A 26,378-nucleotide genomic window follows, 5' to 3' on the forward strand; every position below is an offset into this window, starting at 1 on the left:
AGGGGCAAACTTTTTTTGTTAGTAGATTAATTCATATCATTTTATTATTAAGCTGAACAATTATCCCTTAAAGGGATTAGGGGTACCTCTAAAATGGATTTACTCAGATTCTTGCTACGTTTGCCCTTTACCCTGATAAAATGCCTTCTTTGGATATTGTCCATTATTCTGGGTCTGCTGGGCCGCGTTCTCAAGCCGGTTGTCGGTAATATCGACTGGCGCGCGCCGGCCTGGTGGCTGGCGATGTCCGGCTGGCTCAGGCGCGGCTGGCGGTATCTCGAAGGCGGGGTGGACCGGCATCCAAAAGCCATCGGCCTGACGATGCTGGTCCTGCTGTGCGCCGCCGGCTCGGCGGTTTACGGCTGGCACTGGTGGCAGAACCGGCCGCGGCCGATCGAGCCGGCGCCGATGGTATTGCAAAATACCGATTTGCGCGTCATTAACCCGCAAGCGGTGAATTATGCGGCGCAAATGCCTGCGCCGCAGCAGGTGTTTTTTACGTTCAACCACTCCGCCGCACCGCTGACCGACATCGGCAAAGTGGTGGACAAAGGCATAGCGCTGAAACCGGCCGTCGAGGGGGAGTGGCGATGGGCGAGCGGCGGCACGCTGGTCTTCACGCCGAAAAGTCCGCTGCCGATGGGCGCCGGCTATGAGGTGGATTTCAGGCCCGACCTGTTGCTTGCGCCGCACATCAAGCTGCGTGTCACCCGGTATGAATTCAGCGCGCCGGCGTTCGATTATACCCTTGGCCAGGCCGAGTATTACCAGGACCCGCGGGACCCGCAAAAGCGAAGCGCGATTTTCAACGTCAAATTCAACGCGCCGGTCGATGTCGCCAGTTTCGAAAAGCAGATCGCCCTCGGCCTGATAGAAGGCAATGCCAAGACCGAATCCAGGCTCAATTATTCCGTGGTCTATGACCAGAAAAAGCTCAACGCCTGGGTGCATTCCGAACCGCTGAATTCCCTTGACCACGGTGGTGCGGTGCATATTGCCATCGGTAAGGGCGTAAAAGCGTCGGTGCCGTCCAATGCCACCGCGCTTGCCCGCGAGAGCCGGGTTTCCGTACCGACGCTCTACAGCCTGAGGGTAAATGAAGCCCGTGCGCAGGTTGTCGATGCCGAAGGCGCTAAAGGCGAACGCGCGTTGATTATCGCCTTCAGCGATGCGGTAAAAGATAAAGATATCCGCCGCGCGGTGAAAGTCTGGTTGTTGCCGCAGCACAATCCCAATGATCATCAAGCCGGCCAAGGCTCGGATGATTATGCCCACTGGGATGTGGCGAGCGTCGAAAACAACGTGCTCGCGTCATCCACGCCGCTGGATATCAAGCTCAATGATGCGGAAAACGACTACCAGCCGCAGTTCAGTTTCCGCTTCGACGCGCCGGCGCAACGCGCTATGCTGGTGGAAATCGATAATATATTGACCTCTTCCGGCGGATATAAAATGCCGGAAAAGGTCTACCGCATCGTGGAGGTGCCGGATTATCCCAAATCCCTGCAATTCATGTCGCAGGGGTCGCTGCTGTCAGTGAACGGTGACAAGCAAATCAGTATCGCCGCGCGTAATGTGCCGGGGCTGCGTCTTGATATCAAACGGGTGATCCCGAGCCAGCTGCAACATATCGTTTCCTTCAAGAGCCGTGAATATTCCTCGGTGGGATTCAACCGCCTCAATGACGAGTATTTTACCGAACACTTCACCTACCGGACGGCGGTGAATAACGAAAAACCGGGCGAGGTGAATTATCAGGGCGTCGATCTCTCGCGTTATTTATCGACCGACCCGCGTTCGCATCGCGGCGTCTTCCTGCTGACGCTTTCGCAATGGGATCCGCAGGTCAAGAAAGAGGCCCCGGCCACGGATGACGGCAATCAGGATCAGGATGAAGACCCATACGCGGAGGAGGCCTCGGTCGGCGATTCGCGCTTTGTCGTCGTGACCGATTTGGGGATTATCGCCAAGCGTTCGCAGGATAAGAACCGCGACGTCTTTGTGCAGTCAATCCAAAGCGGTACGCCGGTCAGCGGCGCCAAAGTGTCGGTTATCGCCAAAAACGGCGCCACGCTGCTGAGCCAGACCACCGGCGCCGACGGCCATGTGCGTTTCCCACCGCTGGATGTCTATACCAACGAGCGCCAGCCGGTCATGTTCCTGGTGGAAAAAGAGGGCGATGTCTCTTTTCTGCCGACGGGTCGTAACAATGACCGCGGCCTGGACTTCTCTCGTTTCGACGTCGACGGTGATGAAACGCCGGACGATCCGCGCGCGCTGAGCAGCTATCTGTTCTCCGATCGCGGTGTTTACCGGCCGGGCGACACGTTTAATATTGGCCTGATTACCCGCGCTGCCGACTGGCGTACCGGCTTGGCCGGCGTGCCGGTGCGCGCGGAGATTCATGACCCGCGCGACAAACTGATGAACACTATCCCGCTGGCGCTGGGCGACAATGGCTTCAACGAGCTGAGCTATACCACCGACGACAATTCTCCGACGGGTGAGTGGAACATCTATCTGTATCTGGTGGGCAAAAATAACGAATCGTCCACGCTGCTGGGCCATACCTCGGTCAACGTGAAGGAATTCGAACCGGATCAGCTGAAAGTGAAATTGCAGCTGGTACCGGATCGTAAGCAGGGCTGGGTCAAACCGTCGCAGCTGCAGGCCAGTATCGATGTCCAGAATCTGTTCGGAACGCCGGCGCAGGGCCGGCGCGTGACGTCGAAGCTGACGTTGCGTCCGATGTATCCCAGCTTCGGGCAGTTCCCTGGATATGCGTTTTATGAAAACCGCGGCAACAGCGACGGCTTTGAAACCGAGCTTGAGGAGCGCACAACCGATGTCAACGGCGCGGCGGACATACCGCTGGATCTCGGATCCTACGCTGACGCGACCTATCAGCTGCAATTGCTGTCGGAAGCCTTTGCGGCGGGCGGCGGGCGCTCCGTCGCGGCAACCGCGCGCGTATTGGTGTCACCCTATGATTATCTGGTCGGTGTGAAAGCGGATGGCGATTTAGGCTACATCCCGCGTGCCGGCGTTCGGCGACTGGATATAGTTGCCGTCGATCCCTCGCTTGAACGCATCGCGCTGCCGGATTTGAAAACGGTGCTTATTGAGCAGAAATACATTTCCGTGCTGACCCGGCAGAATTCCGGCGTCTACAAATATCAGTCGAAGCTCAAAGAAGTGCGGTTGTCGGAACAACCGCTGGCGCTGAATGCGCAAAAAAATGACATAACGCTTGCAACCGACAGGCCGGGCAACTTTGTGCTGGTGGTTGAGGACGCCCAGGGCAAGGTACTGAACCGCATCGCCTATATGGTCGCCGGCGACGCCAATCTCAGCCGTTCCCTGGACCGTAATGCTGAACTCAAGCTGAATCTGAATCAGGCGAAATACCAGCCGGGCGAAGATATCGAGGTGTCAATCAACGCGCCCTATACCGGCAGCGGGCTTATCACCATTGAAAGGGAAAAAGTCTATGGCTGGCAGTGGTTCCACACCGATACCACCAGTTCGGTGCAGAAGATCCGCGTGCCGGCCGGCATGGAAGGCAACGGCTACATTAACGTACAGTTTGTGCGTGACGTGAATTCCAATGAAATTTTCATGAGCCCGCTGAGCTACGGCGTCATGCCGTTCAACATCAGCACCCAGGCTCGTCAAAACGCGCTGGAAGTCGCCGCGCCCGCCTTGATAAGACCCGGCGAAAATCTTCCGATGACCGTGAAGACCGATGGACCGCAGCAGGTTGCGCTGTTTGCTGTCGACGAAGGCATTTTGCAGGTGGCGCGTTATCGCCTGAAAGATCCGCTCGAGTACTTTTTCCGCAAACGCATATTGGGTGTTGAAAGTTCACAAATCCTTGACCTGATCCTGCCGGAGTTCAGCAAGTTTATGCAGTTGGCGGCCGCGCCGGGCGGCGACGGCGGCGAAGGGCTGGATCTCAATGTGAATCCGTTCAAACGCAAGCGCGACAAGCCGGTGGCATACTGGTCCGGTATCACCGAAGTCAACGGTGTGAAGCAGTTCGACTATCCGGTGCCGGATTATTTTAACGGCACTATCCGCGTAATGGCGATTTCCGTGACGGCGGACAAAATCGGTAAGGCGCAGACCTCCGCCACCGTGCGTGACGAGGTCATAATGACGCCGAATGTGCCGTCGATGGTCGCGCCCGGCGATGAGTTCGATGTCAGTGTCGGTGTCAGCAACAATCGCGAAGGGCTGAACGCCGGCGCGGTGCCCATTGTGGTGCATCTGACTGTTCCTCCTCAGCTGGAGCTGCTCGGGAGCGCGGATCAAACCCTGTCTTTGGCTGAAAAACGCGAAGGCGTGATCAACTTCCGCTTGCGCGCCAAAGCCGTTCCGGGCGATGCGCCGCTGGCGTTCGATGCCCGGATCCTGGAAGACGGATCCAGGGACAAAATCAGCCGCCGAACCCTCAGCACCTCGGTGCGTCCGGCGATGCCGTTCCGTACCCAGTCGATCATGGGACGCATGAGCGGCGGCAGCCAGCGCGTCGATAATCTGCGGCGGATGTTCGATGCCTACGCGGTGCGCAAGGCGGCGGTCTCCAACTCGCCGTTGGTGCTGGCCGGCGGGTTATCGCAATATCTGGCGGATTATCCCTATTACTGTTCCGAACAGATTGTCAGCCGGTCGATTCCGCTGATCCTTGAGGGCCTGCACCCGGAGCTGCAAGGTAATAAAAGCCGGGTAGAAAACGGTAAAGAGCTGAAAAACATGCTGGCCGTCCTGCGCTCGCGCCAGAATGACAGCGGGGCGATCGGTCTGTGGCGCTCGTCGCCGGAAAGCGATCCGTTCGTGACGGCGTATGTGGTGCAGTTCCTGCTGGAAGCCAAAGCCTCGGGGTATGCCCTGCCGGCCGGCATGCTGGAAGAGGCCAACGCGTCATTGCGCGAGCTGGCCGCTAATCAGAGAGACGATTTATACTTTTTACGCCTGCGCGCGTGGGCGGTTTATCTGTTGACCCGCCAGGGGGAAATCACCACCAGCCAGCTGGCGTCGGTGCAGGACGCCTTACGGCAACGCTATCCTGACGGCTGGGCGACCGATCTGGGCGCATTGTACCTGGCATCGTCCTATCGTCTGTTGAAAATGGATAAGGAGGCCGATGCGTTGTTGCAGCCTACCTGGAAACAGCTGAGCAATGCCTATGGAAAATCCTGGTGGACGCAGAATTACTTCGACCCGCTGGTTCAGGATGCCACGCGGCTGTATCTGATCACCCGCCACTTCCCTGAAAAAGTAGCCTCGATTCCGCCGCAGGTGCTGGAAAATATGGTCCGCGCTCTCAAAGAGGAGCGTTACACCACGTTTTCATCGGCGATGAGCATTCTGGCGCTGGAGAGTTATTCCACCCAGGTGGCGGCGCAAGCCAAAGCGCCGGACGCGCTGAAAATCACGCAGATCGATAAAAACAGCGCCATCGGACCCCAGGTGATTTCCAGCCTGCAGGGTCTGTTCGCCACAGGGCGCTTCACGGGCGAAGCGCAAGCTATCCGCTTTGAAAATAATAATGACGCGCCGGCCTGGTATGTGGTGACGCAGGCCGGTTACGATCTGGCCGCGCCGGAAAAAGCCATCTCACGCGGTCTGGAAATTACCCGTGATTATACCGACGAACAGGGCAAACCGGTGACCGAGGTGACACTGGGGCAGAAAATAAACGTGCATCTGAAAATCCGCGCCAACGCGAAACAAGGCCAAGGCAATCTGGCGATTGTCGATTTATTGCCGGGCGGTTTTGAAGTGGTACAGCAAACGCCGCCGGAACCGGAGTCTGACGACGGCGACGCGGACGCTTCGGCCTCATGGCAATCGCCGCTGGCTGCCTCCGGTTCGACCTGGGCGCCGGATTACAGCGATATCCGTGAAGATCGCGTCGTTATCTACGGCGGCGTCGGCACCGATGTGCAGGAATTTATATATCAGATCAAAGCCACCAACACCGGCAGCTTCGTTGTCCCGCCGGCGTATGGCGAAGCCATGTATGACCGTGAGATTCAGGCACTGTCGGTCAGCGATGGTAAGCTGGTGGTCGTGCCCGCCGACGGCGCGGCTGCGGCTAAAAAATAATAATCCGGGTCTCGCCCCTTCCGCGGCTGGGGGCGTAACCTGTGCCGAGTAGCAAAATGAACAACCTTCACACTGTTGCCAACGCGGTTAAACGCCTGCTGCAAAACATCGCCATGGCGGTTTTTCTCCTGGCGCTTATCGTGCTGGCGTGCCGTTTGTATCCTCATCCCCCGCTTTCGCGGGGGCTACCCTTTTCGTCGGTCTATTATGACCGGCAGGGCACGCTGATGCGTATTACCCTTGCCAACGACGACCGCTACCGTTTGTGGACACCGCTGGAACAGGTCTCTCCATGGATGGTACAAGGCCTGTTGCTGCACGAAGATCGCTGGTTTTATTACAATCCCGGCTTCAACCCGCTCAGCCTGATACGGGGTTTCTGGCGTAGCTACGTCGCCGGAGGAACAAGGCAGGGCGGCTCGACCATCACCATGCAACTGGCGCGCATGCGCTGGCATCTGAACACCCGCACGCCGTCGGGCAAAATCATGCAGGTACTGCGCGCGGTGCAGCTGGAATTGGCGTATTCCAAACACGATATCCTGGAAGCCTATCTGAACTACGCGCCCTATGGCCGCAATATCGAAAGCATAGGCGCCGCCAGCTTGATTTATTTCAACAAGGCGCCGAACGATCTGACCTTACCGGAAGCGCTGACGCTGGCCGTGTTGCCGCAATCGCCGAGTTACCGTATTGATGTCAAAACCGGAGTGCTGGGCGCCGGGCTGGCGCAGGCGCGCAACCGGCTATTTCAGCGCTGGCAGACGTATTACACCACCGACGGCAGCCAGAACGCATTGTTCAGGCTACCCCTGGCGCTGCGTCAGCCCGAGCAGATGCCTTATATCGCGCCGCATTTTATCGAGCAGCTCCGCCGGCAAAATCGACAGTATATCCGCACCGATACTCGCATCGACACGACGCTGGATGCCGGTTTACAACGGCTTGTCGAACGGCAGGTGAATGCCTTCATCCTGCGTAACGAAAGCCGCGGCATCCATAATGCCGCCGTGCTGCTGGTGGATACCCGCGATATGGGCATCCGCGCGCTGGTGGGGTCGGCTGATTATTACAATCGCGTGATCCAGGGGCAAGTGAACGGCACGACGGCCAAACGCTCGCCGGGGTCGGCGCTTAAACCCTTCATCTATGCGCTGGGGATGGAGCAGGGGGTATTGCATCCGATGACCATCCTGAAAGATGTGCCGTCGGCATTCGGCGCCTACGCGCCCGAGAATTTTGACCGGCGTTTTCTCGGCCCGGTCACCGGCACCGATGCCCTGAACTTCAGCCGTAATATTCCCGCCGTCTATATCGCTTCCAAGCTTCGCCAGCCGACGTTCTATCAGTTCCTGCGGCTTGCCGGCATCGCCGATATGTCCAGCGAGAACCATTATGGCCTGTCGCTGGTATTGGGCGGCGGCGAGGTGACGATGCAGGAACTGGCAAAACTGTATGCGTTACTGGCGAATCGCGGCGAGCTTCAACCGCTGCGGATGCAAAAAAACGATCCCGCCCCGAAGCCGACAAGGTTACTGAGCGAGGAAGCCAGTTTCATTACCCTCGATATGCTACGCCAGCACCGTCGTCCCGGCGATACGCTGGCGCAGCGGCTCTCCACGCTGCCGGTGTACTGGAAAACCGGTACCTCGTGGGGGTTTCGCGATGCATGGAGCGCCGGGATTTTCGGCCCCTATGTTTTGGTGGTGTGGGAAGGGAATTTCGACAGCAAAGGCAATAATGTGTTTGTCGGCGCGGACGCCGCCGCACCGCTGTTCTTCAATATTATCGATAGCATCAACGCCAGTTATCCCGCGTTGCAGGAACCGAAACAGCCGTTTCCAAAGCAGCTCAAGCGGGTCGAGATCTGCCTCGCCAGCGGGGATTTATCCACAACCTGGTGTCAACAGAAAGGCACAACCTGGTTTATTCCCGGCAAGTCGCCGATCAAGGTCGATACGGTTTACCGCCCGGTGCGGTTGGATAAACTGACCGGCGAGGTGGCCTGCCGGCCCTACAATGAAGACCAGACCCGAACCGAGGTATTCGAATTCTGGCCGTCGGATCTGGCAAACGTATTTGCGCAGGCCGGTTTGCCAAAGCGCAAGCCACCGGTCAATCACTGTAAAGATGACGTTGCGGACGTCAGCGGTAATCCACCGCGCATTACGTCACCCATGCTCAACACCACTTATACTCTCAGACAATCGCAGCAGGGCAATGACCGGATTTCATTTAATGCGGTGACGGACGCCGATAGCAAAACGGTGTACTGGTTTGTCGATGAGATATACCTTGGCAGCTCCGCCAGTAAATCGGCCATCGATTGGCGGCCTGTCAATAACGGGCGCTATCGCATCCGGGCGGTCGACGATCGCGGACGGGCCGACAGCCGCTGGATCAATATCGAGATTGTGAATTAAGGCGGCCCTTTCACCGGCATTAGCGCAGGAACAGCGCCGCGATCTCCTGCCAGTTGTTGACCCGGCGAAATCCTTCGACCTGTGCATTATGCGGGGCGGAGAAAAGAATGCCCTCCCCGGAGAAGCCGTTGAAGTGACGGGCATTATCATCAATCAGATAGTCGGCGTGAAGAATGCTTTTATTACCGCAAAAGACAATATTCATGGGATCGATAAATGGGAAATGCTTTTCCAGCCAAAGAAATTTGGCCGTAAAAGAACCAGGAAATTCCATCGCGGCGGTGGTGATGAAAATGTCATAACGTTCACTCAGTTGCTTGATGACGCTCTGGCTGTCGACGATAACGCTGAGGTCAGCGAAAAAATCAGACTCACCGATCATGATATTAATGTCTGATTTCAACTCAGGAAAAAGCTGCTGAATGGTGTGCCCGTCAAGATCATCATGCGTAATGCTTTTGGCAAAACGCTGGTTAAAGCTGGGAACCATTTTGCTATTAAAATCTGCAATAACTTCATCCATATCAATAGCTATTCGTTTCATTTAACCCTCTGACCATTTTCTGGCGTTGAACATTTTGGTTGCTGTCAATTGGCAGCGGTTCGCCGCGCGGCCACCGAATTGACCGGGGTTTTGCCGCTAGGCGTTCAGTCTTTTGAGCAGCAGGTATTGCCGTCCGCGATACAAGACTAATGCGAGCATAATCAGCATGCATCCGACCGCCTTTTGCGTGGGCATTTTTTCGCCATACCACAGGGCGGAAAGAATAACGGTCCATACGGGTTCCAACACCATGATAATGGCGGCATTGGCCACGCTGGTCCGTTTCTGACCGGCTATTTGCAGCAGAAAACGTATCGACGTCGCGATAATCGCGCTGGCGACGAACCACAACCAAATCGATGCGTGGATGACGGAAGGCCAGGTTTCAAAGCATACTGAAATTATCACGCCGCAGATGCCGGTACAAAAAAGCTGAATGCAGGTTAACGGCAGGACGGGCAGCGACAGGGCATAACGGCTGTTTACGCAGAAATAGACCGCCTGCGCCAGCGCTGCGCCAAGAAACCAGCACTGGCTGGCTGATATCCGCCACCCTTGCGTTAACGTCAGCATGGCCAATCCCAGCAGCGCTAGCGGCAAGGATTCCCAAAAGGGACGCGTTGGTTTGAGCCTGAGCAATACCCATGCCACCAGGGGCACAAACAGCATGGATAAGCTCATGATAAAAGCGCCTTCGCCCAGCGCATGACTCAACGATACCGCCAGGATCCACAGTAATAACGACAGCGCTTGCAGGCAGCCCACCCCGATGATACCGGGGACGGCCGATAAGGCTATCCGGCTTCGCTGCCAAACACAAAAAGGCAGCAAGAACACGCCGGCTAATAAAAAACGCAGGCCTATAAAGCCAAACGGCGGCATTCCCTGCAAGGACTCCTTGGAAAAAACCCATCCAAAACCGGCAATTAATGTTGTCGCGACTAATAATAAATCCGCGCGTCGTTGTAAGCTTCCCATGACTGATTTATCGCTGCAAAAATGAGTATTATAATATCCTGAACGTTTTGACCATAAATTGCATGTATAAAATCAAGACAAACAGCACTGCCATACGCTGATTTAGCGGCGTCACGGCGTTGCTGCCCCAGTTCACCCAGCCGGACTGGCGGCGCTGCACAATAAGGAAAGCGCCGGAGGGTAGTGAAGTCCACCAGACCATGGCGTAGGGATCGCCGGCGCGATAGCGCGTTCCGCCGTAGGCGGCGAAGTGAACAAATACCTACCGGCCCGCGCCGCCCTCAAACTCATCGCCCACGGTGATTTTATCGGTTACCGAGCGACCGTTGATCACGGTCTGGAAGCTATCGACCCGGTAGCAGCGCTGGAAGAACGGCGTGTTGTAAGTAAATTGCCCGTCGATGGTGAAGCGTTTGCCGCGCAATTCCGGCAGCAGGCCGTCGGGAATCAGCCCGTGCATGCGGTAATGATGCAATACCGGTCCGCATTCCACGGTTTCAATGGCCACTATGGTATGTTCGGGGGGAGTGATCAGTCCGTTTTCCGGGGTGAAAAAGGGGCCGTAGAAACCGCCGATGGCGTAATTCACGGACGCCATCAGCTCAACGCCATCGGCGACGGCGCGGAAATGGCGGATGCCCCATTTCGATGAACCTACCCCCAGGGCGGTGCCGCGGCAGAGCTCAAGATCGAAGGCGCCGGTGCCCGCGGTGGGCTGGGCCGAGATAACCCGCGCCGCAAAGATAATGCCCGCCAGGCCCGAGCAGATTCCGGCAATGACATATACCGATGTGGTGATGCGATTGACCCGCACCCCGGCCAGACGCGCCGCCTTTTGCTGGTTGCCGCCGGATAATTCCTGTACCGGCTCGTCAAGCACCAGGACGCGCGCATCCTCGCCGACGGCGCGGGCGATTTCCACCATCTGCTGCCGGCGATGCTCAGCGCGCCGAGCGGCTGGCGGGGATCAATATCCGCGTGCTGGCGTATCGCCGGAAAGCCGGCGTGCGCGGTGGCAAAATCTTGCGTTTTACCGCCCGGGGTTTTATGGTGTTGGTCGGATTTCGGGCTGCGACACCGCGGCCATAGCACATCGTTGTTATTGATAGGAGTTTTTTTATGCTGGGTATTATCAGGGTATTAACTCATGACGATCGGACCTTTGTGGAAGAACATGGCCGGTTGATACATGAGCAATATGGGGTTGTTTCCCTGAGTCGTTGCATACCCGATCAGCATAAAGGGATTTATGATGATGCCAGCCAGGCACTGGCGATACCCAAGATTGTTGCGCTGGGCCAGGCGTTGCAGGCCGAGGGGTGTAATGCGCTGTTCCTGAGCTGTGCGGCCGATCCGGGGCTGGCGGAACTGCGCCGGGCGGTAACCGTTCCTGTTATCAGCGCCGGCAGCGCCTGCGCAAGCGTGGCCGCCATGCTTAAGCGGCCGGTAGCGGTCATGGGCATCGGGGCCGGCGCGCCGCTGCCGTTTAAACAACTGCTCGGCGAATCGGTGACGTATGCGCGGCCGGAAGGGGTCTTCAACACCACCGATCTGTTAACCCCGCAAGGGCGGGAAAGCGCGCTGGCCTGCGCCGACGCGCTTTATCGCCAGGGCGCGGAGGTGATTGCCTTCTCCTGCACCGGCTTTTCCACCATCGCCCTGGCCGAGCGCATTCGACAGCATTTGGGCAAAATCGCCATTGATGCGGTCAGCGCTGCGGGATTGTTTATCAGCCAGTTGGCGCCACGGCCACCCGAATAACGCGCCGGCTTTTGCCCGGTGGATGAGGATGCCGGCAGTAGGCGGATGGGCCAGTTCGCTGTCGGTGCCAACTGAGCCGGAATCTGGCCCGCGCATTGTTTTGCCGCGGTACAGCCGCATCCAGCGGGACGCCGCTCCATTTTTTGTCGGGTGCGGTTTTTCCATACGCCGATTTTGACATTTGTCATTTGCCTGCGCCTCGCGCAGGGTTATTTTTAATGACTACAAACCTTAAAGCCAATTGCCGAATCTATGATTTCCCCTACACCGATAAGTTTTAGCGAGGCGGAACGCCTCAGCCGGATTTTCGACGCTGAAAATCGGGAAGAATGGCAGCGAACGTCGCATATTCTTGATGTTCTTCATCTGCAGCCGGATACAATCATCGCCGATGTGGGCGCGGGAACAGGCTATTTTTCGCGCCTGTTGAGCGACCGTTTGCCGCGGGGCAATGTCTATGCGCTGGATACCGAACCCAACATGCTGGACTTTATGCAAAAGCGCTTTGCGAAAGAAGGGCGCCGCAACATCGACATTCGCCCTTGCAAGTCCGACGATCCTTGTTTGCCGCCGGACGTGGATGTGGTGTTTATGGCCAACGTTTACCGGTTCATCACATCGCGGCAAACGTTTCTTAAGCATCTTTATGAGCAAACGGGCGACAGCGTACGGGTCATGATTGTCGATCTAAATAGCGAGCAGTCGCAGGTTCCCCCCCAGAAGGCGCAGGAAGAGGTGGTCGCCGCCGGTTTTGTCCTGGTAGGCAGGGATATGACCGGTTGCCCGAATCACTGTATTTTGAGTTTCTGCAAATAGTGCACGCGTAGGGCGTTAATTTTTTTGCCATCGCAAAAATCAAAGACATATCCCCCTGATGCGTCTCAACCCGGCTTAATCCCGCCTCACGAAACAGAGTACGCGAAAGTGCTCTTGCCACCAGACGCCACATGGCTTTATCAACGTACATCGTCAACATGGCTTTATTGATAACCACATCCATACGGTTGTCCGCCCATGGTTTATGGGGAATATCGGCCGTCTTGCGGACAACGGCAGGGGGAATCAGACCAGGGATATCATGCGCCGGTGAGGGGATTAATATTTTGGTCGGCGATGATATTCGCCGTTAAGAAAACAGTGTATTTTCGGGAATGATTATCATTTTTTTCCTTCTTGTTATCAGACCGGATAAAGCAACGCCAATGACAAATGTCAAAAAGCCCCCGCCCAATGCCGTTGTCGCCCTGAGCAGACAACAATGGTTCGCCATGTTGCCCGAAAGCGAACGGATTAATTTATCGGCGCATTGCCGGCGCATAAACTTCAGGCCAGGCCAGACCTTGTTTCGCGAAGGCGATGCCATGGCGCATTGCCTGCTGCTTGAAAGCGGCATGGTCAAAGTGTTTCGCGTTACGGTGGCGGGGGAAGAAAAAATTTTCGGCCAATCAAGGCAAGGCGATGTTGTGGCGCTGGCGGCGGTCTTTATGCAACACGGTCGTTTTCCGATGAACGCTCAGGCGGTGGAGGGAGGAAATGCGCTGCTCATACCCAGTACATTGCTCAAGGACATCTGCCTGCGCTATCCGGAATTTTCTCTGCGGCTGTTGAGTTATTTTTGCAATCAGCTGTATGGGGTTATCAATCAAGTCGACTGGCTGACGTCAAGTTCTACCGCTGAACGTCTGGCGGCATATCTGGTGGCGTTGAGTGAAAACGCCGGAAGCCTGTATGTGACTCTTCCCGTCAGTCGCGCGCAGTTGGCCACGCAGCTCGGGGTGAGGCTTGAGACCCTAAGCCGCATGTTGTCCGACTGGCGCCGGCGGGGTGATATCACGGTGCAGGGACGGCAAGTGAGGATCCTTGCCGCCGAACGTCTCAGGGAATTGACCCTGTCCGCTAAACGCGATTTTTAAAAACCTGCCGATGCCGGGATGGAAGGCAGGGCGCGCCCTTTATTTCGCTTTCCCTTTAGCCGCCATAACCGTTGTTTTAGTTACCAACAGTAATTATTCTTGATAAAACAAACATAATGCGTATCATTATCACTATCATTACCATTTGTGATGCCGCTGAACGCATGCCATGAAAACTGGTTTCAAACCCGCCCGGGGGGTGCCGTATGCCGTTGCCGATCCCGCCCTGATTTGACTCGTCCCCAACGCATTTACGCCGCCGAGGGCGGCGGCGAAATCACGGGGATTATCCCGCGCAATAACTTTATCGAATACCGTTGGACACCGCCGGGCGGCAAAGACACGTTGCTGCTGAATATCGCTGGGGCTGAACAGACCGGGCGCCTGTTCGTGCCCATTTAGCAAGCCGTTAATAAAGATCATGCTACCGGCGGTACGGACACGGCGTGCTCCGTATTTCACCGAACAAGCCATTTAACCGGCCTGGCACCAGGCCATCATAGCCACTTGCTCTTATATATGAGTCAATAATGAACAACGCGAAAAACAACTCTCCTTTGCGCAAGACATTGCTTGCGCTGTCTATCGGCGCGGTAGCTCATTCCGCCTGTGCGGCGACGACGGCGACCACCACCAAAAAAGCCCAGGAAGATACAATTATTGTGCAGGCGGCACCGGCCGGCGATTTCAAACCCGGTGGCGATGAGCTGGTCCCCGCCTATCTTGACGGCCAGATCGCGCACGGCGGGCGTCTGGGGATGCTGGGCGAACAAAAGGCGATGGACGTGCCGTTCAACGTCATCGGCTATACCGCCAAAGCGGTACAGGATACCCAGGCGAAAACCGTTGCGGAAGCGATCGCCAATGATGCGGGCGTGAAAAGTTCGCAGGGTTACGGTAACTTCGCTGAAACCTACCGTATTCGCGGTTTCAACCTGGATGGCGACGATGTGACCCTGGGCGGCCTGCCGGGCATCGTCCCGCGCCAGGTTGTCGACACGCAAATGCTTGACCGCGTGGAAATCTTCAAAGGCGCCAATGCCTTGCTGAACGGCGCCGCGGGCAGCGGCGTGGGCGGCATGATAAATCTGGAGCCGAAACATGCCGAAGACACGCCGCTGACGCGTGTGGGTGTCGACTACACCACCCATTCACAGGTCGGAGGCTCGCTGGATCTGGGTCGTCGCTTTGGCGACAGCAACCAGTTTGGCGCGCGCGTGAACCTGCTGCATCGTGAAGGTGAAGCGCCGGTGGATGACGACAAACGTCGTACTACGCTGCTGTCCTTAGGGCTGGATTACCGTGGCGAGCGTTTGCGGACCTCGCTCGACGTGGGCTATCAGAAAAAGACCTTCCACGGCGGCACTACCGGCCTCAACATCAGCGGCGTTGACTTCGTTCCCGAGGTGCCGGACCCCAGCAAAAATTACAGCCAGAAATGGAGCCACAGCGATATCGACAACGAATTCGGCGTCGCGCGCGCCGAGTACGATTTGACCGATGCCTGGACGGCCTATGGCGCATTCGGCGCGCAGCACGCGCATGAGGAAGGTCTTTACAGCGCGCCAAAGCTGCTTAACGCCAACGGCGATGCCACCGCAGGCCGCCTGGACGTCAACCGCATTATAAACGCCTACAGCGGCATGGCCGGTATTCGCGGTAACTTTGATACCGGTGCCGTATCGCACAAAGTGAACCTGGGCTATTCCGCGCTCTTGAAAAGCGATAACACCGCATGGCGTATGTCGGCGAATAACCCGACCACGAATATTTATCATAACCATGGTGTCCCCGCACCGGATAATGCTTATTTCGGCGGCGATTACACCGATCCGCTGACGACCTCGCGCAACCGCACTCAAGGCTGGCTGATGGCCGATACCCTGGGCGTGCTGGATGACCACCTACTGTTCACCGTCGGCGCCCGTTATCAGAAAGTGTGGGTACGCAACTACAGCAACTCGACCGGCGACGAAGATACCACCTCGCGTTTTACCGACGACCGCTGGATGCCGACCTACGGCGTGGTGTACAAGCCGATTGAAGAAGTCTCCTTGTATGCCAACCATACCGAAGCGCTACAGCCGGGTAGCGTGGCGCCTATCGGATCGTCCAATTACGGACAGACCACCGGTATTGCACACTCAAAACAGAACGAAGTGGGCGTGAAAACGGATTTCGGTCGGATCGGCGGCACGCTGGCGCTGTTTGAAATCAAGAAACCCTCCGCCATCCAGGATGACGCCACCCTGCGTTATGCGCTCGACGGCGAACAGCGTAACCGCGGCGTTGAGCTGAACGTATTCGGCGAACCGGTGCTTGGCCTGCGTCTTAACACCGGTGCAACCTGGATCGACCCGGAGATGGTCAAAACGAACAGCGGTACCTACGACGGCAAAAATGCCATCGGCGTTCCAAAATTCTACGCGGTGCTGGGCGCGGAGTATGACATCAAACCGGTAGACGGCCTCACCGCGACCGCGCGCGTCACGCATTCGGGTTCACAATATGCGAACTCGGCGAATACCAAGAAAATCGATGACTATACCACGCTGGATCTGGGCGTTCGCTACCGCACCCGTCTGAACCAGGATGAGAATGAAATGGTGTGGCGTGTCGGTGTGGATAATGTCACCGACGAGAAATACTGGTCTGGCATTGAAGACAACGGCACCTATGTTTTCCAGGGCGCGCCGCGCACCCTGAAAGTGTCGATGAGCTACGATTTCTAAGCCTTTGTCGCAGAGCCAATGTGCCGCGCAGTCGCGTGGGTTATCGTAATGTCGCGCTCCAGCTGGATGGATTTCAGCGGAGCCGTACCCGACATGGATCAGCCATGGGTTTTCGCGCTGGCTCATGGCTTATGCATTCCTGTTTGAGCGTTGCCTGAGCCTGCTTTTCTCTTGTTACCGGTACGGCGGCATGCTATTTGTCGAAAATGGAAAAACGATTACGGGAACTGCGCGAGCCCGCCCCCGGGGCTGGCAATCAGCGCATTGAAACAGGTATACCGCGTCTGGCGATGGTGCGGGGAGACATTCCTGAACACAGGCTGTCTGCCGTTTATGAACCGATGATTAACCTGATCCTGACCGGCTCGAAAAGCATGAGGGTCGGGGAGAGGATCTGGCAGAACAGGCCGCGCTGAGTGTTTCGGCATTCCATCGCCACATCCGGGCGGTTACAGCGCTTAGCCCGGTGCAATATCAGAAACGTATCCGGCTGATGCATGCCCGGTCAAAACTAACCACGACAAGCGCTACCATGACAAACGTCGCCTTATCGGTGGGATATCAACGCCATACTCAATTCAGCCGGGAATATGCGCGATTTTTTGGCCATCCTCCCTCAGGAGATGTTGCCAAGATAAAAAAGGGCAATGCGATGATTAACTAAATCAGCGGTAACCTAGGGGAACAGCGGACCGTGGTGATGGGTGCCGTCCGAGCTGACGATCAATCGCGTCGCCGCATTCGGGGGGGATTACACTTCAACCTGGTACAGCCACAAAAATTACAGGTATAATCCCACAAATCATTCAACTTGCTTAGAAACGACGATGACAAAACTTACCTTACAAGAGCAGATGCTCAAAGCGGGATTAGTGACCAGCAAAAAAATAGCCAAAGTCCAGAAGACGGCTAAAAAATCACGCGCTCAGGCCCGTGAGGCAAGGGAAGCTGTGGAAGAAAATAAAAAAGCACAGCTTGAACGTGATAAACAGCTAAGCGAACAGCAAAAACAGGCTGCTTTATCTAAAGAATATAAAGCTCAGGTGAAACAGTTAATTGAAATGAACAGAGTCGACATTTCAAAAGGTAATATTGGTTTCAACTTCACAGATAATAATTTAATTAAAAAAATAGATGTGGATAAGACAACCCAAGCCCAGCTGATTAGTGGTCGTCTCGCCATTGCCCGTTTGGTTGTTGATAACAGTGGCGTGAGTGAATACGCTATTATCCCCGCAAGCGTAGCCGATAAAATTGCCCAGCGAGATGCGTACAGTATCGTATTAAACAGCGCGCTTAGTCAGGAAGAGCAAGATGAAGAAGATCCGTATGCCGATTTTAAAGTGCCCGATGATTTAATGTGGTAGTCAATCACCTGTTTCTTCAACCGGGCGGAATACCCCTGTTTGCGGCAAGACCGGTAACATGGCAAAACCAGTGGCCCCTTAACCGGCGGTACCGGCTGAAACAGGGATAGTGTCGGAATAGGGGGGTGAGATAGTGTTCCTCAGTCTCAAAAGCTACTGTGTTTCCACAATCATCAATGGCAATGGTTACTCACCATTCCAGCGTTTTTCCCTGGTAATTTAGGAAAGCGATGCCTTTCTGGTTAAAACGGGTCATCAACATTTCCGTGACGCCGCGTGTACTGGTGTCGACATCCAGTAGCGCATCGGGGCCACCCAGTTCAGTACGTACCCAACCGGGCGCTACCGCTGTCAATGACCAGGGCACCAGTGGGTTTTCCGCGATATAGCTGCGCAGTGACTGATTCAGAGCCGATTTACTGGAACGATAAGGTTCCCAGCCGCCTTGCGTATTCCCCGCGATGCTTGCCAGTTCCGATGACATCACGGCGACCACACCACCCGCTCGGACGTTCGGTGACAGGATGCGCACAGCGGACATTGCACCAGCGACGTTGGTACGCATTACCGCCAACAGCCGCTGAGCGAAAGATTCATCAGGAGAACCCGCCGTACCGGCGTTCACCATCAGCAGATCCAGCGTTTTCCCTGCCAGGTGAGAATGTAATGCCGCGAGCGACTCTTCGCTGTTCATGTCCAGCGTTTCGACAGACAAACGCGGGTCGCGTGCAGCGAGCTGGCGCAGATCAGCACGGGTAGTATCCTCACGCTCAGTCGCAATGACTCGCCAGTCGCGTTCCAGAAAACGTTCGGTTAACCCCAGCCCCAGGCCGCGACTGGCCCCAATAATTAATGCAACGGGTTGCTTTGCCATCGTACTCATAAAATCTCCGGTTGTTCAGAAAATGTTTTTTAATCAATGTGTTCAGTGCGATTCCCGGTTCCAGCCATCATTCCCAGCGGCGTCAGCAGATGCTGCTGTGCGACCTGCGCGCCCAGGTGGTAGTCACACCACCCGGGCGCGTTGACTCCAGCGCGGTACGGACGCTTTAATGTATCAATGGTGACGGGTGCAGAGTCTACGGCGCAAAAATGAGTTAATCCATATCATGATTGTCATATTTAAAGTGACAAAAAATCATTAATAATGACAACATATTGATATTGATCCCACCGGGTCCCGTTGGGCAAAAATGATATGAATAATAGGTAACCCGTGACAAAATGTCATGAGTCTTCATATTGAGAGGCCCCAACTAGCCAGAAGAGAGGTGGAAAAATGGCATTCGACGAGCGGATGTTAAATGGCATGGGCGTACTCTCTGCGGTGGTAAACGGGGGGAGTTTTGCCGCTGCTGCCGAGGCGCTGGATATGTCCCCCTCAGGCGTAAGCCGCGCGATCGTCCGGCTGGAAGGCCGGCTTGGTATCCGTCTGTTTGACCGTACCACCCGATCGATAGCCTTAACCGATGAGGGGCACCGTTTTTTTCAGCAAATTGCTCCGTTACTTGCCGGGCTGGAAGATGCCGCGGCTTGTGCTCTAGAGGGTAGCACTGCGGTACGTGGACGTTTGCGGGTCAATGTGCATCCGTTCTTTTCAAGACTGATACTCGGACCACAATTGGGAGGCTTTCTGCGCCAATATCCGGAGTTGCAGGTTGAACTTGCCACGCGTGAACAACTGGGTGATCTGGTTGCCGAGGGATTTGACCTGGCGATTCGTTTCGGCGAACATAAATCCTCGACATTGGTTGCGCGTAAGTTACTTGATACCCGTATTCTCACAGTCGCTTCGCCTGCTTATATTGAGCAGCATGGAAAACCCATTACCCCAGACGATTTGGCATTACCCGAACATTCCTGCATTCAATTTCGCTCCCCGGAGACCGGCAAACTCTTTACCTGGGAATTTAAACGCGGCAAGGAAATAACATCGCTGACGCTAAGTGGCCAGCTTATTGTCAATAATGTCGGCACTATGCATGGAGCCTGTCTGGCAGGATATGGTATAGCTCAGGTCATGGAGCTGGGCATCGAACATTTATTGGCGCAAGGGAAACTGGTCAATTTGTTACCTGAATGGTCTAACGAAGTTTTTCCACTTTACGCACTCTATCCGTCGCGCAATCATCTCCCGGCTAAAACCAGTACCTTCCTGGATTTTGTCTCTTCGGTGGTCGCGTGCTGATGACTCTCTTTTTGACGAGCCGTCCGAAATGCAGAAACTCATGACGGTAACAAATTCGATCAGTCGCGCACCGCTTGCCCATCTTTGTCTGGAGTTGGCCGAGCGTTCGGTAAAAACTACCACGAGTCGATGGATTGCCATTGCAAAATCATAGTCTGCGCAGGCATTGTGCTTTACACTGCGCGCTGCAAAAACTGAGTAGATAAACGATCAAGTAGGGGTAATGGCGATGAACGGAACGATCACAACGTGGTTTAAAGATAAAGGTTTTGGATTTATCAAAGATGAAAACGGTGATAACCGTTATTTTCATGTGATTAAGGTCGCCAACCCGGAGCTTATCAAGAAAGATGCGGTGGTGACGTTCGAAGCCACCACTAATAACAAGGGCTTGTCGGCGTATGCTGTGAAAGTCGTACCGGAAAGCAAGTACATCTATATCGCGGGTGAACGCCTTAAGCTTACGTCGATCAGGTCTTACCTGGTTTACAGCGAAGAAGTGTCTGCCGATACCCGCATCGATAAAGAAACCGCGGTACTGTCCGTAGGGGTACTGATGAATAGCATCAGGCCGAAATCAGCCGCGAAGCCTGGCGAAATGCGCTCGCTGAAAAAACTGGCGATCACCACCTTCCAGGGAACGACGTTAATCTTTTCGGAAGATGAGATAGACGTGGATGCCACGGTGAAACTGCTCAAGGTCTGACATAATTGCCGGCTGGCCCTGTGCCGGGATCCTGCGCCGGGCATAAGCAGCGTATCGGCATTGCTTACTGACCGATATGATATATGCAAGCGTCAATACGGTCCTGAGTTTACGCCGCTATTCGCGTCTAGCATATAAAGTCAAATATGGCCTGAGGGTACAATATCGCTAGGAATACCTTGGTTCCATTCTGGCTAACTGAGCAATTCATTTGATCAACTGTTTTTTTAATTGACCAAAGGCAATATTCAACCGTAATACATCGCTCAGCCCTGATTCAAAACCGCGAGATATTTCCTACCGGCGTTGCGGTTTTTCGGCAGGTTGGCCTGCGGGATATGCTTTCCGCGCGAATTTTGCAGTACGGACAACCATGCCGGCGTGATAACCGACGTTGCCATTTGCTTCCATTTGGTTTTTGACACCATGATCTAAGTCAATTTTTTACCCCACTGTATCGACTAGTTTTTAATGGTCGCATAGCGGGGTTGACGCTTAGACCTGCGAACCGGAGGCTGATGATGTATATGAAGCATAGACGGGAAAATATCCTGGTTTATATCAAAGCTCATAATGTGGTAAGCGTTGACGCGCTGGCGGCGTTATTTTCCATATCCAGCAGAACCGTTCGCAATGATTTGGCTTACCTGGCGTCCTTTGGTTTGATAAAACGCGTGCATGGCGGCGCGGCTTTTGTTCATCATGCCTTGTTAACGCAACTGACCAGGGATGACAAAAACGGCATCGGCCAGATTATCCGCAATGTTAAGCGTCCATGCGCAGCGCCTGAGAATAAACAGCACTCGGGTAAAGTCTGTATCCTCGGCACATTTTTTGTCGATATCATCACCAAGGTCGACCACCTGCCGACGCACGGGGAAGAATTGCTGCTGGCGTCGGATATTTCTTTTGGTCCCGGTGGAAAGGGCGCAAACCAGGCTCTGGCGGCGTCGGCGGCCGGCGCCTGGGTGCACTTTGTCGCAAAAGTCGGTACTGACCAGTTCAGCCAGATGGCCCACGATCATTTGGTGTCATCGGGCATCAATTCCTTCACGCTGTACCAAACGCCGGAAGCATCGACGGGTTGCTCGGTTATTTATGTTTCCCAAGAGCATGGGGAAAGTATTATCGCCATCAGCCCGGGGGCGAATAAAAAAATCACCGATCTTGAAATCGCGGCGATGTACCAGGAATTATCCGCGGCGGATATTTTTTTACTCCATACGGGTAATAATATCAGTGCGGTTACCAGCGCCATAAAGTTGGCCAATCTTTTAAATGTCATGGTGATATTAAATCCGGCCCCCATCACCGAAGAAATAAAGTCCTGCCTGCCGATGGTCAATATTATTATTCCCAATGTTATCGCGGCCACCCGGCTTTCCGGCATCGAGGTGCAGGATCTGGATTCGGCCAAGTTGGCGGCCAAGGTAATTCACGCCCTGGGTGTCAATACGGTGATTATCACCATGGGCGGTTTTGGCGCGCTGCTGTATTTCGATTCGTCTTTTTATCATTTTCCCGCCTATACGTCGGTGCAGATCGATACCACCGGCGCGGGCGATGCCTTTTGCGGAGCGTTTTCAGCAATGATGGCCAAAGGGGAGAATATTCTGTATTGCATTAATTACGCATCGGCATTTGCCTCATTGGTGGTGGAAAAAGAAGGCGCGGCCAATATGCCCAGCGGCGAGGAGATTAATTATCGTTTAAAAAGAAGAACAAGCCACTACGAATTAGTTTAATTAGCATTTGGTTATAAACCATACCTATCCAGGATGCGTGTTACCGCTGCCTGCCGTTATCATTTATATTTGTGATGATGCGCCGGGTCTTATGTTGATCTAGTTGAAAATAACCTCGGAGTATGAGAATGAAAGAAATTAAGAAAGCATTTGGCGTAATGCCGGCATCAATGACGATTTGGCAATCCGATCAATCCTATGATAAAAAAGGGATGGAAAAATATTTGCGTTGGTTGATCGACCAGGGTGCGCATAGTTTATCTATCTGTGGCAGCACCGGCGAAAATATTGCCATGGAAATGAATGAGCAAAAGGAGATTATCGAACATGTGGTCAGGTTTATTGACGGCGAGGTACCTGTTTATTGCGGAACCGGCCGTTATGCCACATTACACACCGTCGAATTAAGTAAATTTGCCCAAGATGTGGGGGCCGATGGGGTAATGGTTATTTTGCCGTTTTACCTGAATCCGCATAAACGCGCGGTAATGGACCATTTTCGCGAGCTGCGTCGAAATATAGATATCAATATTATGATTTATAATAATCCCTGGTTTGCCGGCTATGAGCTTACCCCGGTCGAGATTGAGACGTTACTCAATGAAGGTGTTATCAATTCGATTAAGGCGGCCCACGGGGATGCCAATCGGGTCCATGAACTTAAATTCCACTGCGGCGATCGGCTGGACGTTTTTTATGGCCATGATTATGCCGCCATGGAGGCGCTATTAGCCAAGGCCGACGGTTGGTTAAGCGGCTTCCCCGGCATTCTGCCGCAACCCTGTCGCCAACTGTTTGATATTTGCGTGAAGGAAAAAGATGTGGAAAAGGCCAACCGGCAGCAATATAAAATGCAGCCTTTTATCGATTATTTCTTTTACGATAAGGTTAATGGCGTTCCCCATTGGCAGGAGATTTGTAAATATGTGTTGGCCGCGCAGGGGCTGGAGGTGGGTTTACCACGCCGGCCCCTGCGCGCGTTGGATGACGCAAATAAAAAGAAAGTGGATAAATTGCTGGCCGATCTTCTTTAACTGGCGGGAGACGGGTTGCCCGTGCGGTTTGCGCCGGGCAACCCGCGATCGTTGGTCGGCTTCCACCAACACAAGTGATTGGAGAATATAAAATGAACATTGAGGAAAGTAGTATTAAACTTAATGTCTCTACGCCGTCCTCATCTCAGGATATGCGTAAAGTTGCGTTAGCCAGTGCTGTTGGCACCATGATTGAATATTATGATTTTACGCTCTATACCACTTCAACCGCGCTGGTATTTAATAAAATATTTTTCCCCAGCCACGATCCGCTTATTGGCTCGCTCGCGGCGTTTGCCACGTATTTTGTCGGTTATTGCGCACGCCCCCTGGGGGGTATTTTATTCGGCCATTTTGGCGATCGTCTTGGCCGGAAAATAATGCTGCTGATTACCCTGATGATTATGGGGGCCGGTACCTTCCTGATAGGCCTGATCCCGCCTTATGCGCAGATCGGCATCTGGGCGCCGGTTATCCTGGTGATACTGCGTGTTCTGCAGGGTATTGGCATCGGCGGGGAGTACGGAGGCGGCATGACCATGATGGTGGAGCATGCGCCGCCACAAAAAAGAGGCTTTTACAGCTCACTTATGCATATCGGCGTGCCCGCCGGATTTCTTTTGCCGATTGTATTGATCGGCGTATTAAACAGCGTTATGTCACAGGAGGGCTTTCTCGCCTGGGGATGGCGCATTCCTTTCCTGCTGAGCATTGTTTTATTGGCGCTGGGGCTATTTATACGCTTTCATATCGAGGAGACGCCGGCATTTAAACGTGTGCTGCAGGCGGGAAAAACGGTTAACGTGCCGGCATTCGAAGCGGTAAAAAATCATCATCGCAACGTGATTTACGGTATTGGCGCCAAGATTGCGGAAAGTGGTCTGTTTAATATTTATGCGGTATTTGTCATCAGCTATTGTGTTAACGTGCTGCAATTGCCCAGTCAATTAATACTAAACGGTGTCTTGCTGGCCTGCTTTATCGAGTGTTTTACTCTGCCGGTTTTCGGTGCGCTCAGCGATCGTTTCGGCCGGCGGAAAATCTATATCGCGGGCATGATCTTCCAGGCGTTGCTGGCATACCCGTTTTTTCTTCTGCTCAACAGCGGCGATGTCTGGCTGATTTATCTGGCGATCGCAGCGGGTTTAGCCTTGGGGCACGGCTCGGTCTATGGCGCCCAAGGCGCTTTTTTCTCGGAGCTCTTCCCCGCCAATATCCGCTATAGCGGACTTTCCCTGGTACAGCAAATCGGACCGATACTCGGCGGCGGGATTTCACCGTTGGTGGCGACCGCGCTGCTGGTGCAGTACCACAACTACCACATGGTTGTGGTGTATATGATTGGTATCGCCCTGTTGTCGGCCTTGTGCGCCCTGGCGCTGCGTAACGAAGCGGGTGAGTGACCCTAAACGAGGGGGAGGGTGGTCTGATAGCGGGTCCTGTCAGCACTCATCCCGAACGGGATGATGATAACGATGATCGTGCCCCAGCCGAAGCCGCTAAGGGCATCGTCAGGGCAGCTACGCTCGATGATGATGGTCCGTCTGGCGGTTTCTTTTTTGGCGGGGAGCCAATGGCTCCATCCCTCCTATGACCAACCCCCTTGTCGTCATTTTTGCTACCATCGGGCTTGATGCGGTAGGGATCGGATTAAGCTTTCCCATCTTCCCCCGATTGATCGAAGAGGTAACGCATTCCCACATTTCGTCGTTCGTATTCAATGGCCATCGGCGCTCTGGCTATTAGCACTCGCCCTTCCCGCCACGCCCGGGTCGACAGAGTCTTTGGTCGAACGGACCACGGCATCACGACATTGCTGTTCGCCGGACTCGTTGCGACCCGGCTCCCAGCCGTCAGCTCATCAGCCGACAGGGAAATAATGGCCGTTGTCCAAATCGGCGAGCAGGCTGGGCTGAGAAGGTTCCCAGCCGAGAACCTGGCGCGTGATGGCGTTGGACGCCGGGAGGTCCAGCGTGACCAAATTCGCGAGGAACCCAAAGTACCCCGGCAGCATCAGCACGTCCGCGGGAATGCTCACGGCCGGCAGGCCGAGGCGGCTGCCAATGGCTTCGGCTATCGCGCGGAACCGGATGCCCGCGCCCTCAATCCCGTGCCAATATTTGCCCGCCGGACCCTTCTCCAGTGCCAGACGGAACAAGGAGGCGAGGTCGCGGCTATGCACGGCCGGCCACAGGTTCGCGCCGTCCCCGGGATAGCCGACGACGCCCTTCTCCTTCGCGAGTCCAATTAGCAGCGGGAGGAAGCCGGCATCGGTCGTGCTGTGCGCGATGGTGGCAATGCGCACCACCGAAGACCGCACGCCGCGCTCCGCGAGGCCGACCACGGCGAGTTCCACACGATTGCGAACCCGCAGGGTTCCCTGGTAAGCATCGCCACCGGGAAGCGCCGGGTCTTCCTCGGTGGCCGGCCGGCCCAGGTTTTCCCAACCGGGCGAGCCAATGCTCCCCGATACGACCAGCGGCTTTCCGGTTCCGGCCAATGCCTCGCCGTATGCCAGCATGATCTGGAGTTCCGCGGCGGCCACGGCGTCGATCCCGCCGGAGGGAAGCAGGTCTTGCCTGTGCGCAACGTGGATGACGCCGTCAGCGGCCGCCGCCGCCGCCTTGAGTCCATCGAGGTCGGAAAGTTCCCCGCGGCGCACCTTGGCGCCGAGCGCGGACACTGCGGCCGCGGCCGTGTCCGACCGGGCCAGGCCAGTGACCTCGTGTCCGGCCGCGACGAGCTCGGGGATGATGTACGAACCGATATGGCCGGTCCCGCCAGTAACAAAAACGCGCATATTACTGCTCCTTGTGAGTGATATGGTGCGAGAAAGTGGTGCTACGGGGGCGCTCAGCCATGCTGCCTGAGCCGAT

18 protein-coding genes and 2 pseudogenes are annotated in these 26,378 nt (G+C 55.0%); 14 read left to right on the top strand and 6 right to left on the bottom strand.

Annotated features, from left to right (window positions below):
- Positions 1-93 precede the first annotated feature (93 nt).
- A complete protein-coding gene (locus VGC33_RS03415) occupies positions 94-6,111 on the top strand; it encodes an alpha-2-macroglobulin family protein (protein WP_331119043.1) in 6,018 nt (2,005 codons plus the stop codon).
- Between the two features lie 56 nt (positions 6,112-6,167).
- A complete protein-coding gene (gene pbpC, locus VGC33_RS03420) occupies positions 6,168-8,534 on the top strand; it encodes a penicillin-binding protein 1C (RefSeq protein ID WP_331119045.1) in 2,367 nt (788 codons plus the stop codon).
- 19 nt (positions 8,535-8,553) lie between these two features.
- On the opposite strand, the gene VGC33_RS03425 is transcribed toward pbpC, so the two are convergent.
- The 3 genes from VGC33_RS03425 to VGC33_RS03435 form a co-directional block, all read right to left on the bottom strand.
- Positions 8,554-9,078 (bottom strand): 5' nucleotidase, NT5C type, encoded by a 525-nt coding sequence (locus tag VGC33_RS03425; protein WP_331119047.1) that lies wholly within the window; start codon positions 9,076-9,078, stop codon positions 8,554-8,556.
- Between the two features lie 96 nt (positions 9,079-9,174).
- Entirely contained in the window at positions 9,175-10,056 is an 882-nt protein-coding gene (locus VGC33_RS03430) for a DMT family transporter (protein ID WP_331119048.1), read from the bottom strand.
- 262 nt (positions 10,057-10,318) lie between these two features.
- Positions 10,319-10,981, bottom strand: a complete 663-nt coding sequence (locus VGC33_RS03435) for an ABC transporter permease subunit (RefSeq protein WP_331119050.1) — start codon at positions 10,979-10,981, stop codon at positions 10,319-10,321.
- Positions 10,982-11,175: 194 nt separating this feature from the next.
- Here VGC33_RS03435 and VGC33_RS03440 point away from each other — a divergent pair, with 194 nt between their 5' ends.
- Entirely contained in the window at positions 11,176-11,817 is a 642-nt protein-coding gene (locus VGC33_RS03440; RefSeq protein ID WP_331119052.1) for an aspartate/glutamate racemase family protein, read from the top strand.
- A gap of 252 nt (positions 11,818-12,069) precedes the next feature.
- Positions 12,070-12,633: a class I SAM-dependent methyltransferase gene (locus VGC33_RS03445; protein ID WP_331119054.1), complete on the top strand. Its 564-nt coding sequence runs from the start codon at positions 12,070-12,072 to the stop codon at positions 12,631-12,633.
- A gap of 115 nt (positions 12,634-12,748) precedes the next feature.
- On the opposite strand, the pseudogene VGC33_RS23225 reads toward VGC33_RS03445, so the two are convergent.
- Positions 12,749-12,835: pseudogene (locus tag VGC33_RS23225) on the bottom strand (SAM-dependent methyltransferase); the annotation flags it as partial.
- A gap of 184 nt (positions 12,836-13,019) precedes the next feature.
- On the opposite strand from VGC33_RS23225, the gene VGC33_RS03450 reads away from it, so the two are divergent.
- The 5 genes and pseudogenes from VGC33_RS03450 (at position 13,020) to VGC33_RS03470 (ending at position 17,829) form a co-directional block, all read left to right on the top strand.
- On the top strand, positions 13,020-13,730 hold the full coding sequence (locus VGC33_RS03450) for a Crp/Fnr family transcriptional regulator (RefSeq protein ID WP_331119056.1): 711 nt from the start codon (positions 13,020-13,022) through the stop codon (positions 13,728-13,730).
- A gap of 231 nt (positions 13,731-13,961) precedes the next feature.
- Positions 13,962-14,132 (top strand): hypothetical protein, encoded by a 171-nt coding sequence (locus VGC33_RS03455; protein WP_331119086.1) that lies wholly within the window; start codon positions 13,962-13,964, stop codon positions 14,130-14,132.
- 128 nt (positions 14,133-14,260) lie between these two features.
- On the top strand, positions 14,261-16,462 hold the full coding sequence (locus VGC33_RS03460; RefSeq protein ID WP_331119058.1) for a TonB-dependent receptor: 2,202 nt from the start codon (positions 14,261-14,263) through the stop codon (positions 16,460-16,462).
- A 206-nt stretch (positions 16,463-16,668) separates the two neighbouring features.
- Positions 16,669-17,126, top strand: a pseudogene (locus VGC33_RS03465) (helix-turn-helix domain-containing protein).
- 163 nt (positions 17,127-17,289) lie between these two features.
- The gene (locus VGC33_RS03470; RefSeq protein WP_331119060.1) at positions 17,290-17,829 is read left to right on the top strand and encodes a DUF2058 domain-containing protein; all 540 of its coding nucleotides are present in this window, start codon (positions 17,290-17,292) and stop codon (positions 17,827-17,829) included.
- Positions 17,830-18,019: 190 nt separating this feature from the next.
- On the opposite strand, the gene VGC33_RS03475 is transcribed toward VGC33_RS03470, so the two are convergent.
- Positions 18,020-18,712, bottom strand: a complete 693-nt coding sequence (locus VGC33_RS03475) for an SDR family NAD(P)-dependent oxidoreductase (RefSeq protein ID WP_331119062.1) — start codon at positions 18,710-18,712, stop codon at positions 18,020-18,022.
- 396 nt (positions 18,713-19,108) lie between these two features.
- Here VGC33_RS03475 and VGC33_RS03480 point away from each other — a divergent pair, with 396 nt between their 5' ends.
- The 5 genes from VGC33_RS03480 (at position 19,109) to VGC33_RS03500 (ending at position 24,905) form a co-directional block, all read left to right on the top strand.
- Positions 19,109-20,017: a LysR family transcriptional regulator gene (locus VGC33_RS03480; protein WP_331119064.1), complete on the top strand. Its 909-nt coding sequence runs from the start codon at positions 19,109-19,111 to the stop codon at positions 20,015-20,017.
- Positions 20,018-20,240: 223 nt separating this feature from the next.
- A complete protein-coding gene (locus VGC33_RS03485; protein ID WP_331119066.1) occupies positions 20,241-20,723 on the top strand; it encodes a cold shock domain-containing protein in 483 nt (160 codons plus the stop codon).
- Between the two features lie 527 nt (positions 20,724-21,250).
- A complete protein-coding gene (locus VGC33_RS03490; RefSeq protein WP_331119068.1) occupies positions 21,251-22,468 on the top strand; it encodes a PfkB family carbohydrate kinase in 1,218 nt (405 codons plus the stop codon).
- Between the two features lie 128 nt (positions 22,469-22,596).
- Positions 22,597-23,502 carry a dihydrodipicolinate synthase family protein gene (locus tag VGC33_RS03495; protein WP_331119070.1) on the top strand — a complete coding sequence of 302 codons (906 nt, stop codon included), beginning with the start codon at positions 22,597-22,599 and terminating at the stop codon, positions 23,500-23,502.
- Between the two features lie 188 nt (positions 23,503-23,690).
- Entirely contained in the window at positions 23,691-24,905 is a 1,215-nt protein-coding gene (locus VGC33_RS03500; RefSeq protein ID WP_331119072.1) for an MFS transporter, read from the top strand.
- A gap of 458 nt (positions 24,906-25,363) precedes the next feature.
- On the opposite strand, the gene VGC33_RS03505 is transcribed toward VGC33_RS03500, so the two are convergent.
- Positions 25,364-26,302: an SDR family oxidoreductase gene (locus VGC33_RS03505; RefSeq protein WP_331119074.1), complete on the bottom strand. Its 939-nt coding sequence runs from the start codon at positions 26,300-26,302 to the stop codon at positions 25,364-25,366.
- Positions 26,303-26,378 lie beyond the last annotated feature (76 nt).

It is taken from the genome of Acerihabitans sp. (assembly GCF_036398755.1).
GTDB lineage: Bacteria > Pseudomonadota > Gammaproteobacteria > Enterobacterales > Enterobacteriaceae > Acerihabitans.